The sequence below is a fragment of the Brochothrix campestris FSL F6-1037 genome (assembly GCF_000525915.1).
Lineage (GTDB): Bacteria > Bacillota > Bacilli > Lactobacillales > Listeriaceae > Brochothrix > Brochothrix campestris.
In genome coordinates, this window is the sequence record NZ_AODH01000022.1 from 1 (window position 1) to 16,631 (window position 16,631).

General features: G+C 41.1%; 16 protein-coding genes and 2 pseudogenes. 12 read left to right on the forward strand and 6 right to left on the reverse strand.

All coding sequences use genetic code 11. The annotated features are described in order from the left end of the window. Positions 1–538: 538 nt before the first annotated feature. Together BCAMP_RS05350 and BCAMP_RS05355 are read right to left on the reverse strand one after the other, a co-directional pair. Positions 539–1,891, reverse strand: a complete 1,353-nt coding sequence (locus BCAMP_RS05350; RefSeq protein ID WP_035314288.1) for a glucose-6-phosphate isomerase — start codon at positions 1,889–1,891, stop codon at positions 539–541. 161 nt (positions 1,892–2,052) lie between these two features. Beyond that, entirely contained in the window at positions 2,053–2,394 is a 342-nt protein-coding gene (locus tag BCAMP_RS05355; protein WP_035314290.1) for a CvfD/Ygs/GSP13 family RNA-binding post-transcriptional regulator, read from the reverse strand. 187 nt (positions 2,395–2,581) lie between these two features. Here BCAMP_RS05355 and BCAMP_RS05360 point away from each other — a divergent pair, with 187 nt between their 5' ends. After that, positions 2,582–3,745, forward strand: a complete 1,164-nt coding sequence (locus BCAMP_RS05360) for a MalY/PatB family protein (RefSeq protein ID WP_035314291.1) — start codon at positions 2,582–2,584, stop codon at positions 3,743–3,745. A gap of 48 nt (positions 3,746–3,793) precedes the next feature. Here BCAMP_RS05360 and BCAMP_RS05365 read toward each other — a convergent pair whose 3' ends face one another. Further along, positions 3,794–4,384, reverse strand: coding sequence for a peptidylprolyl isomerase (locus tag BCAMP_RS05365; RefSeq protein WP_035314293.1), 591 nt, complete (start codon positions 4,382–4,384; stop codon positions 3,794–3,796). 120 nt (positions 4,385–4,504) lie between these two features. On the opposite strand from BCAMP_RS05365, the gene BCAMP_RS14690 reads away from it, so the two are divergent. From BCAMP_RS14690 to BCAMP_RS05410, 10 genes and pseudogenes are all read left to right on the forward strand, one after another. Then, on the forward strand, positions 4,505–5,224 hold the full coding sequence (locus BCAMP_RS14690) for an MFS transporter (protein WP_269479270.1): 720 nt from the start codon (positions 4,505–4,507) through the stop codon (positions 5,222–5,224). Then, on the forward strand, positions 5,151–5,714 hold the full coding sequence (locus tag BCAMP_RS14695) for an MFS transporter (protein WP_269479271.1): 564 nt from the start codon (positions 5,151–5,153) through the stop codon (positions 5,712–5,714). Before BCAMP_RS14690 ends, BCAMP_RS14695 begins: the two co-directional genes overlap by 74 nt. Before the next feature lie 162 nt (positions 5,715–5,876). Beyond that, positions 5,877–8,281, forward strand: a pseudogene (locus BCAMP_RS05375) (Na+/H+ antiporter subunit A). Beyond that, the gene (locus BCAMP_RS05380; protein WP_232217928.1) at positions 8,262–8,693 is read left to right on the forward strand and encodes a Na(+)/H(+) antiporter subunit B; all 432 of its coding nucleotides are present in this window, start codon (positions 8,262–8,264) and stop codon (positions 8,691–8,693) included. Before BCAMP_RS05375 ends, BCAMP_RS05380 begins: the two are co-directional and overlap by 20 nt. Beyond that, positions 8,694–9,038: a Na(+)/H(+) antiporter subunit C gene (locus BCAMP_RS05385; protein ID WP_035314296.1), complete on the forward strand. Its 345-nt coding sequence runs from the start codon at positions 8,694–8,696 to the stop codon at positions 9,036–9,038. Further along, positions 9,028–10,520, forward strand: a pseudogene (locus BCAMP_RS05390) (Na+/H+ antiporter subunit D). The gene BCAMP_RS05385 and the pseudogene BCAMP_RS05390 overlap by 11 nt, the downstream one beginning before the upstream one ends. Beyond that, the gene (locus tag BCAMP_RS05395; RefSeq protein ID WP_035314298.1) at positions 10,521–11,000 is read left to right on the forward strand and encodes a Na+/H+ antiporter subunit E; all 480 of its coding nucleotides are present in this window, start codon (positions 10,521–10,523) and stop codon (positions 10,998–11,000) included. After that, complete coding sequence (locus tag BCAMP_RS05400) at positions 10,997–11,287, forward strand: Na(+)/H(+) antiporter subunit F1 (RefSeq protein ID WP_035314300.1); 291 nt, start codon at positions 10,997–10,999, stop codon at positions 11,285–11,287. The genes BCAMP_RS05395 and BCAMP_RS05400 overlap by 4 nt, the downstream gene beginning before the upstream one ends. Further along, positions 11,268–11,828, forward strand: a complete 561-nt coding sequence (mnhG, locus tag BCAMP_RS05405) for a monovalent cation/H(+) antiporter subunit G (protein WP_051456908.1) — start codon at positions 11,268–11,270, stop codon at positions 11,826–11,828. Before BCAMP_RS05400 ends, mnhG begins: the two co-directional genes overlap by 20 nt. Positions 11,829–11,847: 19 nt before the next feature. Next, complete coding sequence (locus tag BCAMP_RS05410; protein WP_035314302.1) at positions 11,848–12,327, forward strand: divergent PAP2 family protein; 480 nt, start codon at positions 11,848–11,850, stop codon at positions 12,325–12,327. A 50-nt stretch (positions 12,328–12,377) separates the two neighbouring features. On the opposite strand, the gene BCAMP_RS05415 is transcribed toward BCAMP_RS05410, so the two are convergent. Continuing rightward, positions 12,378–13,580: an NAD(P)/FAD-dependent oxidoreductase gene (locus BCAMP_RS05415; RefSeq protein WP_035314304.1), complete on the reverse strand. Its 1,203-nt coding sequence runs from the start codon at positions 13,578–13,580 to the stop codon at positions 12,378–12,380. Between the two features lie 249 nt (positions 13,581–13,829). Here BCAMP_RS05415 and BCAMP_RS05420 point away from each other — a divergent pair, with 249 nt between their 5' ends. Further along, positions 13,830–14,831: an NAD(P)/FAD-dependent oxidoreductase gene (locus BCAMP_RS05420; RefSeq protein WP_035314306.1), complete on the forward strand. Its 1,002-nt coding sequence runs from the start codon at positions 13,830–13,832 to the stop codon at positions 14,829–14,831. Between the two features lie 119 nt (positions 14,832–14,950). Here BCAMP_RS05420 and BCAMP_RS13475 read toward each other — a convergent pair whose 3' ends face one another. Together BCAMP_RS13475 and BCAMP_RS05425 are read right to left on the reverse strand one after the other, a co-directional pair. Then, positions 14,951–15,091: a hypothetical protein gene (locus BCAMP_RS13475; RefSeq protein WP_156921150.1), complete on the reverse strand. Its 141-nt coding sequence runs from the start codon at positions 15,089–15,091 to the stop codon at positions 14,951–14,953. Between the two features lie 35 nt (positions 15,092–15,126). Beyond that, on the reverse strand, positions 15,127–16,473 hold the full coding sequence (locus BCAMP_RS05425) for an amino acid permease (RefSeq protein WP_035314308.1): 1,347 nt from the start codon (positions 16,471–16,473) through the stop codon (positions 15,127–15,129). Positions 16,474–16,631 lie beyond the last annotated feature (158 nt).

Here is a 16,631-nt window from a genome sequence, read left to right on the forward strand (position 1 = left end):
AGGCACGCCGCCAGCGTTCGTCCTGAGCCAGGATCAAACTCTCGTTAAAAAGTAACGGTGTTTAAACCGTCAAATGATCCTTAACTAGTTCGCTAGCTAAAAATTTATTACTTGTTGTCGTTACGAAATTAATTGGTTAAACTCCTAAGAGTTTAAGCATATAACATCTTTTTTGTTCGTTCAGTTTTCAAAGGTCAATCGTTATCGGCTCTCGCTGACAACTTCTTAATATTATCATGTGTTGTGTTTGTTGTCAACATCTTTTTGAAAATGTTTTTTTAATCAAAACGCTTTATATCAGCGCCTCTCACTCAACATGTATTATCATAACAGTTACAAAATGATATGTCAACAATTTTCCTTTTAAAAAAACTGTTTCTTACGAGAAACTTTTTCCACTCTCGAAACCTTATTGTTTTCGTTTGTAAACTGTTTACTTAGTATATATGACAGCACCATCATTTGGCAATAGTTTTTTTTCAAAAAAAAATAAAGGTGGTAGGCTTTGAAGCGCTACACACCTTTATTAGTACTGCTTTTATTTATCTAAACGTGCTTCTAATTCCGCTTTTTCTGTTTCAAAACCTGGTTTACCCAATAAAGCAAACATGTTTTTCTTGTATGCTTCAACCCCTGGTTGATCGAATGGGTTAACACCTAACAAGTAACCTGAAAGGCCTACCGCTTTTTCGAAGAAGTAAATGAGGTAACCTAATGAAAACTCATCTAATTTAGGGATTTCGACAACAAAGTTGGGCACTTCACCATCAGTATGCGCTAATAACGTTCCTTGGAATGCTTTTTCATTAACATAATCAACTGTTTTACCGGCAAGGAAGTTCAAACCATCAAGATTTTTTTCATCTGATGGAATATCAATATCAAAACGTGGTTCCGCTACTTTGACAACTGTTTCCATTAGAATACGACGACCTTCTTGAACGTATTGACCTAATGAATGTAAATCTGTAGAGTAGTTCGCTGATGATGGATAAATTCCTTTTTGATCCTTACCTTCACTTTCACCGAATAGTTGTTTCCACCATTCGTTAAAGTACTGCAAGCTTGGTTCATAGTTAATTAACATCTCAACTGTTTTACCTTTACTGTATAACACATTGCGCGCAACAGCATATTGATAAGCGATGTTTTCCGAGATGTTCGGGCTACGTAAATCTTCGCTTGCTTGACGAGCACCCGCCATAATAGCGTCTGTATCGATACCTGCCGCTGCAATTGGTAATAGACCGACAGCAGTTAAGACTGAAAAACGTCCACCGATGTCATCTGGTACGACAAACGTTTCGTATCCTTCGTTATCCGCTTCTGTTTTCAAAGCACCTTTAGCTTTATCGGTTGTTGCATAAATACGTGATTTAGCTTCTTCTTTACCATATTTCTCGATCAAAAGACCTTTTAAGATACGGAAAGCTAAGGCAGGTTCTGTCGTTGTTCCTGATTTAGAAATAATGTTAACAGAGAAATCTTTGTCTTTAACAAACTCCACTAAATCATGTAAGTAAGTTGAGCTAATACTGTTACCAGCAAAGAAAACTTGTGGTGCTTTACGAACAGCTTTGCTATCCACGTTATTAAATGAACTCTTGATGAATTCGATTGCTGCACGAGCGCCTAAGTATGAACCACCGATACCGACAACGATTAATACTTCTGAATCGCCTTGAATTTTTTTACTAGCGGCTTGAATACGAGCGTATTCTTCTTTATCATAATTTGTTGGCAAATCGATCCAACCTAACGCGTCGTTTCCGACACCAGTGCCGTTGTGCAAATCATTATGAGCTGCAGTTACAGCACTTTGTAAGTAATCCATTTCATGTTGACCGAAAAATGCCAACGCGTTCGAATAATCAAATTTAATATGAGTCATTTCGAAACCCCCAGTAATTTTTTATTAACACCCTAACTTTATACTAATCAACCTGTTTTTTCAATATAAACATAACGCAATACTTCATTTAATGGACAACTAACGCACCACAATGTTCACAACTGAATCATTCGAAGTCAACAACCAGAGAAAGGAGCTTTCTAATCACTAATTTCACCTGTGCCTTTGAATGTCTCAATCCAAATCGGCATTTGTTTGCGTAACGGGTCAAATCCCGCTTCACCGACTTCGCTATTTTCACTATCTTCCATTGCACGCAATGATAAGCTCATCCGCTTCTTTCCTTCGTCAACGCTTACAATTTTAACTTTAAGCGTTTGTCCGACATGCAAGTAATCATTAATATCTTTCACGAAACCATGGGTCACCTCAGATATATGTATCAAGCCTTGTGTCTCTTCTGAAAGTTTGATAAAAGCACCATATTTTTGAATGCCATCGACGGTCCCTTCGACAATATCACCTATCTTATATTTGACCATACGTACCCTTCTTTCTAACGTTGTCTCTTCAATTATTAATTATAGCATTTTTATTGTCGCTTTATCAGCTCATAACTGTCCATTTTAGCGACTTTATTTCACTTGCGAAAGCTCGTTAACATTTTTATATCCCTTCAAATTGAGGTACAATAACGGTAGTTAAACTAACATACGGAGAGGTGACACGATGACAACTAACTTTAACGAAGTAAACAGACGCCAACAAACGAACTGTCTTAAATGGGATAACGCACCCACCGTCTTTGGCAAGGCGGTTTTACCGATGTGGATTGCTGATATGGATTTCCATCCACCAGCGGGTGTAACACTCGCTTTACAAAAAGTTGTTAACCATAATATTTACGGCTATAATTTCGTACCAGACGTAGCTAATACTGCCATTTGCAATTGGTTGCACCGCAAGTATAATTGGCAGATTGAGCCTGAGATGATTATTTATAATCATAATGTCGTGGCGAGTATTTCAGTAGCGCTTGAAGCCTTAACGCAGCCGGGTGAAAATGTCTTAATGTGCCCTCCTGTCTATAACCCATTTTTCGAAGTCCCTCCACGGATAGGACGTAACGTCGTCTTTGCGCCGTTGCATTATCAAGATCACCGCTATTATTTTGACTTTGATACATTTGAACAGCGTTTAGCTGATCCTTTGACAACTGCTTTCTTATTTTGTTCACCTCATAATCCATCTGGTCGTGTCTGGTCTCAAGCAGAACTGTCACAGATTATTATGTTATGCGCACAATACAATGTCGCAATTATTTCTGATGAAATTCATTCCGATTTAGCCTTTGAATCACACGTACCAATCGCCGCCCTCAACACAACACAGGCGACGATTGTCACCTTAATGGCACCCTCTAAAACATTTAACCTCGCAGGTTTACAAGCGGCCTATTTAATTAGTGATAATGCTCAGTTACGCGAGCGTATCGTAGCAATCCGGGCCGAACGAGCCTATCCTGACCTTAATATCTTCGGCGCTACAGCCTTACAAGCGGCCTATGAAACAGGCGGAGACTGGTTGACAGAATTACTCGTCCAACTCAAAAAAAACATTGATACTGCTCATAAGCAACTCAGTCAATTACCTTTAATAGAAGTAACACCTATCGATGCCTCCTATTTGCTCTGGATTGATTACCGTCAAACCGGTATTAGTGAAAACACCTTAATGAGCGAACTAATCGAGCAAGGTGTCGGCATCACACTCGGATCAGTCTACGGCGAAGAAGGACGCGGCTTCATTCGTATCAACGTTGCAACAACTGAAACCTTAGTCAATGAAGGCATCAATCGTATCGTTGCCGCCTTTACAAACTTAATGACATAAAAAAAGTGTTACCCTCTATCTATTAGAGGGTAACACTTTATTAATAGCTTATTTAAGAATCGTAATTTTGTTAATCACAACATCTTCAACCGGACGATCTTGCACGCCTTTTTTCACATCTGCAATCGCATCAACGATATCCATGCCTTCAACAACTTGACCGAATACAGTATGACGGTAATCCAACCATGGTGTTCCACCGTTTTCTTTATACGCATTGACAACTTCTTCTGGGAAGTCAGCATCTTTCATTTGGCGTGTCATGTTTTTTGGCACTTCACTTGCTTGCACGATGAAGAATTGGCTGCCGTTTGTGTTCGGTCCAGCATTCGCCATCGATAACGCACCACGGAAGTTGAATAAGTTGCGCGAAAATTCATCAGCAAATGATTTGCCCCAAATACTTTCGCCACCCATACCAGTACCGGTTGGATCGCCACCTTGTAACATGAAATCTTTAATAACACGGTGGAAGAATAGACCATTGTAGTAGCCATTTTCAACATGTGTAATAAAGTTTTCAACTGTTTTAGGTGCTTCCTCTGGGAATAACTTGATTTCGATTGTACCCATTGTTGTTTCAAACGCAACAAGACGTTCATTTGCTTGTACTTCTTTGGTTAATTGTGGGAATGACATAATTCAATCTCCTTTATAATTTATTTCACCTTATTTTAACATTGAATCTACTGATAACCAAACTAAAAATTCAAATGCAACTTTGTTTCGCTACAGACTGAATCGAAAGGACGTGTCTCTATGTCTCAACTAAAGAAAAACCTCTATCTTTTAATGGCCGCCAACTTTTTAGTTTCCATCAGCATGACAATGATTATGCCGTTCCTTTCATTGTACATCGCCACTTTTGGCAACTATTCCCAAGATCATATCCAGCGATGGTCAGGTTATATTTTCGGCGTTACCTTTTTAGCAGCCTTTCTCGTTTCACCCTTATGGGGGAAAATCGGTGACCGCCATGGCTTTAAACCAATTCTCATCTTCACCTCAGTCGGAATGGCGCTCTCGCTCTATTTAATGGGAGAGGTCAGCAGCGTATCTCATCTGTTCTTCTTGCGAATTTTCATGGGTATCGTAACTGGTTTTGTCGGTGTTTCCAATGCCTTTATCGCGCGGCAAACACCTAAAAAGGAGTCCGGTCGCGTGTTAGGAACCTTACAGCTCGGCAGTGTGACGGGGATGCTGTTTGGTCCATTGATTGGCGGCTATTTAGCTGATGTCTTTGGTTTCAAACAAACCTTCTACCTTTCAAGTATCGCCTTATTCATCGTAGCGCTCCTTGTTACCTTTGTCTTAAAAGATACTGTTACACACACCACCAATACAACAAAAAAACGAAAAAGTACCAAATACGATTGCTTACATCTTACATATTCGTGTTTTAACGATGATGATGATTGCAACCAGTCTCGTCCAAATTGCCAACTTCAGTTTACAGCCACTGCTCTCGCTCTATGTTAAAGAGCTCGTACCGCACACGAACAACATCGCACTGTTATCAGGGCTAGCATTCTCAGCAACCGGCTTTGGGAATTTGATTATGACACGTCGTTGGGGTATTTTAGGTGACCATCACGGATACGAAAAAATTATCGGCTATCTGTTAATTGGCTCCGCCATCGCCATTATTCCAATGGCCTTTATCAATTCGATGACCTTATTTATTTTCTTACGCTTTTTATTCGGGATTGTCATCGGTGGCTTAATCCCATTAACAACGGCATACATTCGGCTCGCCTCACCCATTTCAATCCAAGGCGAGGTGCTTGGTTACAATCAAAGTGCCCGTTTTTTAGGCAACGTCATCGGTCCTGTCATTGGCGGTGAACTCGCAAGTCTCTTTAGTATTTCATTCGTGTTTATCTTTACAGCGTTCATGTTCCTGCTCACCTATTGCTTATTACAGATGAGTATGCGATCTGATCGCAAGCGTAAAATCGAACTGCATTAAGCGCCTCAACCTCCACATTAGCGTCTGTGCGAGGTTGAGTTTTTTTTTCATTAAATCGAGCAGATACCTTCTATCATTTGTTATGCTATATTTTTTTAGTTATACTTAAAGTAAGTATCTTATTGTTTACTACCATTTATACGAAAGGAGCGATTCATTTTAGTGAACTTTTTACACATTGCCGTATTATTACCCTTATGCTTAGCTGCCCTTATTCCGTTTATTCATCGCCGCTTACAACAATGGCATCTTGGATGGTTAGTCCTCATCTTCCCATTAGGTTGTTCTGTTACTTTTTAAGCTTCGTCTCACAGAATCTCACAACTCATCCGCTTGTATACACAATGAAGTGGATTCCCGACTTAGGAATTAACTATGTCTTACGTCTTGATGGACTGAGCCTCCTGTTTGTTTTACTTATTACAGGTATCGGTACCCTCGTCACCCTCTACTCAATCTTTTATTTGAGTAAGAAAAAAGAACAATTGCATTATTTTTATGCCTACCTCGCAATCTTCATGACCGCGATGTTAGGCTTGGTCTTATCAGATAATATGATGGTGCTCTATCTTTTTTGGGAAATGACTTCGATTAGCTCATTCTTGCTGATTGGGTATTGGCATAAGCGGGAGCGTTCGCGCTACGGCGCTAAAAAAGCGCTCTATATTACTGTCTTCGGTGGATTGATGATGCTTGGTGGGATGGCTATTTTATCAAATCTCGCAGGTAGTTTTAGCATTCAAACCGTCATTGCTCGCGCAGCTGCCTTCAGCGATTCGCCGTATTTCATCTTGGCGATGATTTTTATCATGCTTGGGGCCTTTACGAAATCGGCTCAGTTCCCCTTCCATATTTGGCTACCCGACGCGATGGAAGCACCAACACCAATTAGTGCCTACCTTCATTCAGCCACCATGGTTAAAGCCGGACTCTATTTAATTGCTCGCATGACACCGGTCTTTGCTCCCACACATCAATCGTGGTCGGTTACGATTATGATTGTCGGGCTAGTCACCTTATTTTGGGGCGCATTTAACGCCTTAAAGCAGGTCGATTTAAAAGCGATTCTCGCCTATTCAACCATCAGTCAGCTCGGGCTAATTATGTCATTACTCGGGCTTGGCTCTAACGCCTTACGGGAGGCGAACGGTTTTTATGTTGCCGCACTCGCAGCCGCCTTATTGCATCTCTTTAATCATGCAACGTTTAAAGGTGCCTTATTTATGGTCGTTGGTATTATCGATCATGAAACAGGTACGCGTGACATCCGCCGCCTCGGTGGCTTAATGAACGTCATGCCCTTAGCGGCAACGCTTGCCTTTGTTGGAACATTTGCGATGGCCGGCATTCCACCTTTTAACGGCTTTATCAGTAAAGAGATGTTTTTAGAATCGTTCGTGCACCTCTCGTCGATTGACGCACCAACACTGAGTACGTTGTCTTACATCTTCTTATTTGTCGCGTGGATTGCCAGTGTTATTACGTTCGTCTATAGTATGATTTTGTTCTTTAGACCATTTACAGGCAAACAAAAACCATGGCTGCAGCCAAAACGTGCAACACACACACCACTTGGCATGGCCTTTTCACCGCTTGTACTCATCGTCTTAGTAATTGTGAGTGGCTTGTTTCCGAACTTATTTGCCAATCGTTTAATTACACCGGCAATACATAGTGTCAAGACGACACTCAACCCTAGCTACGAGTTACATTTAGCACTCTGGCATGGGTTTACACCCGCGCTGTGGCTCACAATCGCCATCATTGCGGTTGGGACAGTGCTAGCAGTTACTTATTTAAAATGGAAGCCTGCGATTCAAAAGCGCTACCGTCATACCTTTGCTTGGAACGATGTGTATAACCGCGGGAACTATTACTTTGAAAAATTATCGTACCGCTCAATGACGACCGTTATGAACGGTAATTTACGGTTCTACTTAATCATTTTATTTATGACCTTTATTTTAATGACACTTGTCGGTGTTCTAACAACCGACTCGCTTGATTTTTCAATGATAAAACTGACTAAAATCGACGTGCTGGATGTATTAATTTTCATTGCAACCGCGATTGTCTTATTAGCCATTATGTTATCTAAAGCTCGCTTAACCTCGGTCATCCTACTCGGGGCACTCGGTTATTTAATCGCGATTATGTTTATGGTCGCTCGTGCTCCCGACATCGCGTTGACGCAACTTGTGGTTGAAACAATTTCAGTCATTTTATATTTACTGGCGTTTCGTTTCTTACCACAAATTGGTAAGGATGAGGAAAAAATCACCCCGTTTTCTTGGCGGTTATGGATTAGCTTAGGTGTTGGTTTCGTCATGTTCATGGTGGTGTTCTCCTCTTTCAATACGACCTTCTTTGATTCGGTGCTTTCGCCGTATTTCATTGAAAATGCCTACACTCTTGGTGGCGGTAAAAACGTCGTCAATGTCACCTTGGTTGATTTCCGTGGGTTTGATACGTTCTTCGAATCAGCGGTTTTAACGATTGCAGCCATCTGTATTTATTCATTGGTGCGCTTACGTCTGAACAAAGGAGATAAACAACATGAAGAATAATGATGTCTTACTCCGAATGGCGTCACAAATCATTGTCTTTATTATTTTGATTTTTGGTGCTGACTCGTTTTTCTCTGGGCATAACATGCCTGGTGGTGGCTTCATCGGTGGTCTTATCATCGTCTCGGCCTTTGTGTTACTCGCGATTGCCTATGACCTGAACTTAGTCAAACGGATTTTGCCGTTCAACCCCCTCCGTTTAGCAGGGGCTGGTTTACTCGTCATCTTAATTAGTTCGAGCATCAGCCTCTTTAAAGGTGAAGCCTTTTTGACACATACGACTGTCTACGTCGAATTGCCGCTCTTTGGGCACACTGGGCTGTACACGTCCACTTTATTCGATGTCGGTGTCTTGATGGTTGTGCTCGGCGCCATCCTCACTATCATTATTGCGATTGGGGAGAGTGATTAAATGGAATTGTTAATGAGTCTACTCATCGGGCTGATGTTTACTGCCGGTGTTTACTTAATCTTATCAAAAAATGTACTGCGGATTATTATTGGAACAGCCATTGTCAGTCATGGTGCAAACCTCACCTTACTGACGATTGGTGGTATCAAACGAGGTAACGCCCCCATCTTATTGGATGGCTTAACTTTGTTTAATGATCCGATCCCACAAGCCTTAATTTTAACAGCGATTGTTATTGGCTTTGCGGTTACCGCCCTCTTTTTAGTAGTGGCCTACCGCGCGTATCAAGAAAATGGAACCGACATGGTTAACCGCACGAGAGGAAATGATGATGATGATGACTAATTTTGCTTTACTGCCAATTCTAATCCCTTTCGTTGCAGCGATTCTATTATTGATTTTGCCTCATAAAATCAAATATCAGCGTCCCGCAGCCCTAAGTTTTAGTTTTATTTTGTTAGCTGCTTCCCTTTTCAGTGCTTATAAAGTAATCACTGAAGGAACACTTGTTGTCACAATGGGGAACTGGCCTGTTCCATTTGGTATTAGCATAGTGGCCGATATGTTGGCCATGCTACTCGTTGTAACGACAACGCTCATTTTACCGCTAATTATTTTATATTCAATCCGCACCATCAGCGTTCAACGGGAAGAAGGACTCTATTACCCACTTGTCTTTTTTATGATTACAGGTGTTAACGGGAGTTTTTTAACCGGTGATATTTTCAATCTATTCGTTTTCTTCGAGGTTATGCTGATGTCATCCTATGGTATTTTAGTTTTAGGTGGCACGCGAGTACAGTTGCAAGGGATTTTAAAGTACCTTGTGTTCAATGTCATTGCCTCTGCCTTTTTCATCGTCTCTGTCGCGATGCTCTACGGCATTGTTGGCACACTTAATATGGCCGATATCGCCAACAAACTGGCACAAGTTCAAGGCAACGCAGACGCCGGCCTCATTAGTGTGATTGCGATTTTCTTTTTGTTTGTGTTCGGTTCCAAAGCCGGTATTTTTCCACTGTTTGTTTGGTTACCTAGTTCCTACGTCAGTGCACCGATGCCGATTCTTGCTTTGTTCGGTGGTCTTCTCACTAAGGTTGGTGTCTACGCGATTTTACGAACCTTCAGTTTGTTTTTCTCCAGTTCGCCCGGCATAGAATGGGACTTCTTACGTTGGTCGGCCTACTTGACAATTATTATCGGTGTCGTTGGTGCCATGAGTTATCGGAACATGAAAAACATTATTATTTACAACATTTTAATCGCGATTGGGGTCATCTTAGTCGGTTTTACCAGTTTAACAACATCAGGGATGACTGGCAGCGTCTTTTACCTCATTCACGATATGTTAATCAAGGTCGCGTTGTTCATGGTTATTGGTGTGATCCTCTTTATTACCGGCACACCTGATATTCGCGATTTTTCGGGACTGATTGCCCGCTACCCTGGTCTGACCATCACCTTCTTCATCGCGATGTTAGGACTGGCAGGCATTCCACCGTTTAGTGGTTTTGTCGGCAAACTGTACATCGTCAAAGGTGTCTTCGAAAGCGGCGATAGCGTCGGCGGGATCCTCATCCTCGTCTCGAGTCTCTTCGTTTTATTGTCACTACTCCGTATCTTCATCTTAGGTTTTTGGGGCAAAGAACGGGGCCCCGTCATTACGTCTTTGGCTACCGACAAATGATGCTACCAACGGTGATACTTGTGGCAATTACCGCCATATTTGGCGTCGGGATTCAATTCGTCACCCCTTATGTCCTCGAGGCATCTGATTCGTTAATCGATCCACTCGTTTATATTACTGCTGTGTTAGGAGGCAATTAAATGGTTTTTCAAATCTTTCTCAATACATTAATTGCCTTACTTTGGCAGTTTCTCCAAGCTGAATTCAATTTCAGCACTTTTTTAATCGGTTATTTAATCGGTATTATTATGCTTTTCACCATGCGTCGCTTTTTCAATGGTCGCTTTTACTTAGAACGGGTCTGGTCGGTCATTCGACTGATTATGATGTTCTTAGGAGATGTCGTGACGAGTTCCATCACCATGTCGAAGGTCATTTTATCAAATGAAATCGATATCACGCCTGGTATTTTCAAGTACCGCACGGTGCTTGAATCGGATTGGGAGGTCATGCTACTCACGTCGCTCATCTCACTCACACCCGGAACAACCTGTATCGAAGTTGATGAAGATTCACACACCTTTTACATTCATTGTATCGACTTAACCGACCCTGAAGAAGAACGCAGTAAAATTCGCAATGGCTTTGAACGTCACATCGTGGAGGTGTTCCGTAAATGATTTTACACGTATCGATTTATATCTCATTAGTCTTATTCGGCATTTCAATTATCCTTTTCTTATACCGTGTCATCAAAGGCTTTTTCTTAGCTGATCGCGTACTCGCACTTGATTGTATCGGCATTGCACTCGTATCGATTGCTGCGCTAATTTCAATGATGCAAAACACGCCAGTTTTTGTTGATGTGTTACTCATCATCGGCTTACTCGCCTTCATCGGTACCGTCTCATACGCCCGCTTCGAAGAGAAAGGTCAGGTGATTGTCCGTGATCGCACTAAGTCTTGAAATTTTAATTTCACTCCTCATCATCACGTCTTCGATTTTAAGTTTAATCGCAGCCCTAGGACTGATTCGCCTGCCTGATACGTATACGCGTGCGCATGCAGCCGGTATTGGTAACACGCTTGGTATCACCGTGATGATGGTCGCGCTGATTATTTACTTCTCCTATTTTTCAGAAGTAAACATGTTACCGCGCATTATTTTAGCACTCCTCTTCATCTTCTTAACGGCACCGATTGCGAACCATTTAATTACTCGGTCGGCCTATCATATCGGTGTTCCTTTAACTAAGAACCATCTAATTGATGAGTTATATCCGGTTAAAAAAGAAGAGATGCAAGCGCTCCGTGCTGAACGGTTACAACGGGAGGTTCGCGAACAAGAAGATTATTTGAAGGCGATGAAACAGGTCCATTTTGCCGACTACATGCGCGATCGTCGCTTAGAACAACATGAGCAAGAAGAAGAAGCTGCCTTCCAAACAGAACTTAAGGCGCCACTTCGACCAACTGAAGAACTAAACGATGATGAAACAACTACTTAATTAAAAGGAGGCCTTTTCAATGGATTTTTGGAACAACATTCCGCTGATGGCGGCTTTAATTGCAATTGGGTTCGCCCAAGTGATTAAAGTTCCCATCCAAGCTTTAATGAGTCGTACAACGAATTGGTCTTTGCTAACAGCAACTGGCGGTATGCCAAGTTCTCATTCGGCTGCCGTCTGCGCCTTAATGACAACGCTAGCGATTGAACATGGTATGAATTCACCGTATTTTGCAGTTGCTGCCATTTTCGGCGTCATCGTGATGTATGATGCAATGGGCGTTCGTCGTCAAAGTGGCGAACAAGCCATTACGATTAATAAGCTCATTGCCGATTTTCAAGCGATTACCAACATCGGAAAAAATTCAACCGAAAAAGACCCTGATGAGGGTCTTAAGCGTTTGAAAGAAGTCTTAGGTCATAAACCGACTGAAGTCTTTTTCGGTATTTTAACCGGGATTGCAATTGGCTTTTTGGTTGAATATCTCTATCATTTATAAGTATTAAAAAAGCGGTCAGGATTACTCCCGACCGCTTTTTTTTGTGTTACTTATTTATAAAATTGGAATTTACCTTTTTTAAGCATTGTTGAAACGCCACCAAGCATTGCGATTGAACGGTCATCAATTACTTTTTTAAGAACTGATGCACGGTAACCTTTAAGTGCTTTATCGCCAACAAGACCCATTGCATCGTTATCACCCAATGAACAGACAGTTCCTTTAGGTTTGTAAACGAAGTCTTTTAATGGTTGGTCGTTTAATAACGCAATAATGTTAGCTGCTGCATAATCTGCTTGTTGAATAGCAATTTGTGCTGTTGTTGGGTATGGACGGTTGTTAGCAGTATCCATTACAGCTGAACAGTCACCAATCATGATGATGTCTTCGTTACCAGGAACAGTTAGGTTTGCGTTAACCATTACACGGCCACGACGTTCTTCGAAACCAGAAGCGCCGACAACGCCTGAGCCACGAACACCAGCACCCCAAATAAATGTGCCACATTTGATTTCTTTACGTTCTTCACCATCAGCATAAATAACTGAGTCAGCTGTTGCTTCTTTAATTGGGTGACCAATTTTGAATTCAACACCACGGTCTTCAAGACGAGAAATCGCATAGTTTGCTAAGTCTTTTGTAAACATTGGTAACACACTTGGTGCTGCTTCAATACAGATGATGCGGATTTTTTCACGCGGTACATCGTATTGTTTCACTAAGTAAGGAATACGGTTAGTTAATTCACCTAAGAATTCAAAACCAGTAAAGCCTGCACCACCAACAACGATTGTTAATAATTCGTCATTTTGTGTTGTTTTCCATTGTGAAAATTTAGTTTCGATGTGCTCACGAATACGTTTTGTTGAAGGAATATCAGCAATTGGTAATGTGTGTTCATCAACACCCGGCGTACCGAATGATTCTGATTCAAACCCTAAAGCAAAGACTAAGTAATCGTAAGAGATTAAACCATGTTGTTCTAACTCAACTGTTTTATCCTCTTTGTTTACTTTAATAACAGCGTCTTGGATGAATTTAGTTGCACCCTTAACTTGGTCTTTAATTGGGAAACACGCATCGTTTGCTTCAATTGTTCCAGCAGCTACTTCGTGTAACCATGTTGCTTCGTAGTGGTAATCATTTTTGTTAATGATTGTAATTTCTGCATCTGGTTTTGCTTTTTGTAAGTTACGTAATGTACGGAGACCGCCGTAACCAGCACCGAGAATGACAATTTGTTTCTTAGCCATCATAAATCACTCATTTCATTTTTATTATATTTGTGTCCTATTCGTTCACACAAAAAACACTTTTCCATTTACAATTCTAAAGGTTTTTACATTTGTTTTCAAGCCTTTTGGTTATTTTTATCTTTTCTCTTTCATTCCCGTAATTTCTTTCTAAACCAATTAAGTTATCCTAGCTTTTTTTTTATGGTATTATATGAAGGAAGTGATGCCGATTAGCATCACAGTTTAATTAATGGAGGTCTTTATCACGTGACTAATACAGAAGAATTATACGATATAACAATCATCGGTGGCGGACCAACAGGTCTATTTGCTACTTTTTATGCTGGCCTACGCAGTGCCAAGGTGAAAATCATTGAAACGTTACCGACTTTAGGCGGACAGCTTTCAATGTTATACCCTGAAAAACGCATTTATGATGTGGCCGGTTTTCCAAACATTAAAGCGCAAGATTTAGTTGACCGCCTCGTTGAGCAAGCAGCTACGTTTAACCCTACGATTTGTTTGGAAGAAGAAGTACTTGAGCTCAATCAACAAGCTGATGAGACCATCGAACTTGTAACGAACAAAGGTCGACACCGCTCAAAAACGGTCATTATTACAGCCGGTAACGGTGCTTTTGAACCTCGTCGACTCGACATCACTAATGCCAGTGCACTTGAAGGCTCACAGGTACATTATTACATTAAGGACATGAATCATTTTGCCGATAAAAACGTCGCCATTTGTGGTGGTGGCGATTCAGCCGTCGATTGGGCTCTAATGCTCGAACCGATTGCTAAATCAGTTAGCCTGATTCATCGTCGCGACGCCTTCCGTGCACATGAGAGCAGCGTGCAACAATTACAGGATTCATCGGTAACTTTGATGACACCTTATGTCCCGGTAACTTTAACGACCGATGATGACGGCAATTTAACACACGTTGGTTTAAAGAAAATGAAAACAGCTGAAGAAAGCAGCGTAGCGATTGATCACTTTATCGTCAACTATGGTTTTATTTCAACGTTAGGTCCCATTAAAACGTGGGAACTCGAGTTACAAAAAAACGCATTAGTGGTCAACTCTAAAATGGAAACAAACCGCCCGGGTATCTATGCCGCCGGTGATGTGTGTACCTATCCTGGTAAAGTCGCCTTGATTGCAACAGGACTTGGCGAAGCACCTACCGCGGTCAACAATGCAATGAACTACATCAACCCCAAAACCCGCGTACAACCGATGCACTCAACCAGTATGTTCGGTCAATAAAAGCACACGACAGGCCGTTAAAGTCGTACAGCTTGGAGGCAGGCGACTGGCGAAAGGTGCTAGTAAAAAAGAGGATTGCTCACAGCCAATTTGGCCCGAGCAACCCTCTTTTTATATGGTTACGCATAAAATTTCCAGAGTACGAAAAAGCCTGCACCGATAAGGAACCACATTACTGCCCAATCGACATTGCGTTTAAACAGCTGAATAACAGCTAAGGCGAGCATAAAGATCATCGCCACTTGTACGAGTAAGGTCATTGTTCTTCCTCCTTTATTTCACGCTTGCTAATCGTTTATTTTTGTTTGTATTTATCATGAATTTGAGCGGCAATTATTAGTACAACCATAATCGTGACACAGACTGTTGAACCGACGATATTTGCCTTATTAAAGACTGATGAAATGAAGATAACACTGAAACACACAATCGCAAAGATGGTTGTATATGGGAATAACCATACTTTGAAACTTGGCGTTAAATTGCTACGTTTGCGTAAAATGATTTGCGAGACACAGATAGCTAACCAAACAATCATAATCGTGAATCCCGGAATTTGCATCAATAAGTTCAAGGCACGACTCTCTGTTAAAAAGGCGATTAAAACGCCTAAGAAAATAAAGACGGCTGTGATGAGGATGGCACGACGGGGCACACCATTCTTCGATAATTCCCCAAACTTACGTGGTGCTTCACCACTTAACGACATTGCATGCAAGGTACGGCTTGTGGCATAGATTCCTGAGTTTGCTGCCGATAAAACAGCTGTTAACAAAACAAAGTTCATAATGTCTGCTGCTGCGGGAATATTTAACATGTCGAATACTTGTACAAATGGGCTTACCTCACCTGTTACTGAGCTCCAAGGAATTAATGCACAAATTACAATAATTGGAAAAATGTAAAAGGTGATGACACGAAAAACTGTTCCTCGGATAACGCGTGGCAAGATTTTTTCAACATCCTTCGTCTCCGTGACAGCTACACCAACTAATTCTGCTCCACCGTATGAGAATACAACCACTAAGAAAGCTGAGGCAATCCCACCTAAACCAAACGGCATAAAACCACCATTACTCGTTAAGTTTTCGACCGGGTTGGCTGCTGAACTCGGGATAATTCCGAAAATTAGACAGGCGCCTAAAATAATAAATAATGTCAGAGTCGTAATTTTAATGCCCGCAAACCAAAATTCAAGTTCACCATAATTTTTTACCTGTGATAAGTTAATCGCAATAATTAACACGCCACAAATGAGCGATAAAATCCATAATGGCAGGTCGAACCAATATTGTAAAAATGAGCCCGCTGCTACAATTTCAACGGTTGTTACAACAACCCAATTAATCCAATACAACCAACCGGTTACAAATGCCGAGCGTGATCCCATTGCCTTATGTATTAACATTTGCACGTTATGTTTGGGATGTGTTAAAGCCATTTCGGCTAAAGCCGTCATTACAATTAGAAGTAATAAGCCCCCTGCTAAATAGGCAAAAACAACGGATGGGCCAGCTTGTTGCAATGTTTCAGCACTACCTTTAAAAATACCCGTACCAATCATACCCGCTAAGGCGATAAATTGGACATGTCTACCCGTTAGGCCTTGTTTTAATTCTGTTTGCTTTGTTTCACTTGCCATGTCTTAATTTCCTCCTAATTGATTACATCATTGAGTTTTTATTAAGTCTAATACATTTTTCAGAAAATTACTACATTTTTAATGTAATTACCTAGTGCTTTTTTCTTTTATCACTTTAGCCCTCCCTTTATTCATGACTTTTATAGTCCTTCACTTTT

Coding starts and splice junctions, on each gene's coding strand:
- BCAMP_RS05360 (WP_035314291.1), top strand. CDS start 2,582: ATGACAACTAACTTTAACGAAGTAAACAGACGCCAACAAACGAACTGT.
- BCAMP_RS05355 (WP_035314290.1), bottom strand. CDS start 2,394: ATGGTCAAATATAAGATAGGTGATATTGTCGAAGGGACCGTCGATGGC.
- BCAMP_RS05395 (WP_035314298.1), top strand. CDS start 10,521: ATGGTTTTTCAAATCTTTCTCAATACATTAATTGCCTTACTTTGGCAG.
- BCAMP_RS05400 (WP_035314300.1), top strand. CDS start 10,997: ATGATTTTACACGTATCGATTTATATCTCATTAGTCTTATTCGGCATT.
- BCAMP_RS05365 (WP_035314293.1), bottom strand. CDS start 4,384: ATGTCATTCCCACAATTAACCAAAGAAGTACAAGCAAATGAACGTCTT.
- BCAMP_RS05385 (WP_035314296.1), top strand. CDS start 8,694: ATGGAATTGTTAATGAGTCTACTCATCGGGCTGATGTTTACTGCCGGT.
- BCAMP_RS13475 (WP_156921150.1), bottom strand. CDS start 15,091: ATGACCTTACTCGTACAAGTGGCGATGATCTTTATGCTCGCCTTAGCT.
- BCAMP_RS14690 (WP_269479270.1), top strand. CDS start 4,505: ATGTCTCAACTAAAGAAAAACCTCTATCTTTTAATGGCCGCCAACTTT.
- BCAMP_RS05350 (WP_035314288.1), bottom strand. CDS start 1,891: ATGACTCATATTAAATTTGATTATTCGAACGCGTTGGCATTTTTCGGT.
- BCAMP_RS05410 (WP_035314302.1), top strand. CDS start 11,848: ATGGATTTTTGGAACAACATTCCGCTGATGGCGGCTTTAATTGCAATT.
- BCAMP_RS05415 (WP_035314304.1), bottom strand. CDS start 13,580: ATGGCTAAGAAACAAATTGTCATTCTCGGTGCTGGTTACGGCGGTCTC.
- BCAMP_RS14695 (WP_269479271.1), top strand. CDS start 5,151: ATGATGATGATTGCAACCAGTCTCGTCCAAATTGCCAACTTCAGTTTA.
- BCAMP_RS05425 (WP_035314308.1), bottom strand. CDS start 16,473: ATGGCAAGTGAAACAAAGCAAACAGAATTAAAACAAGGCCTAACGGGT.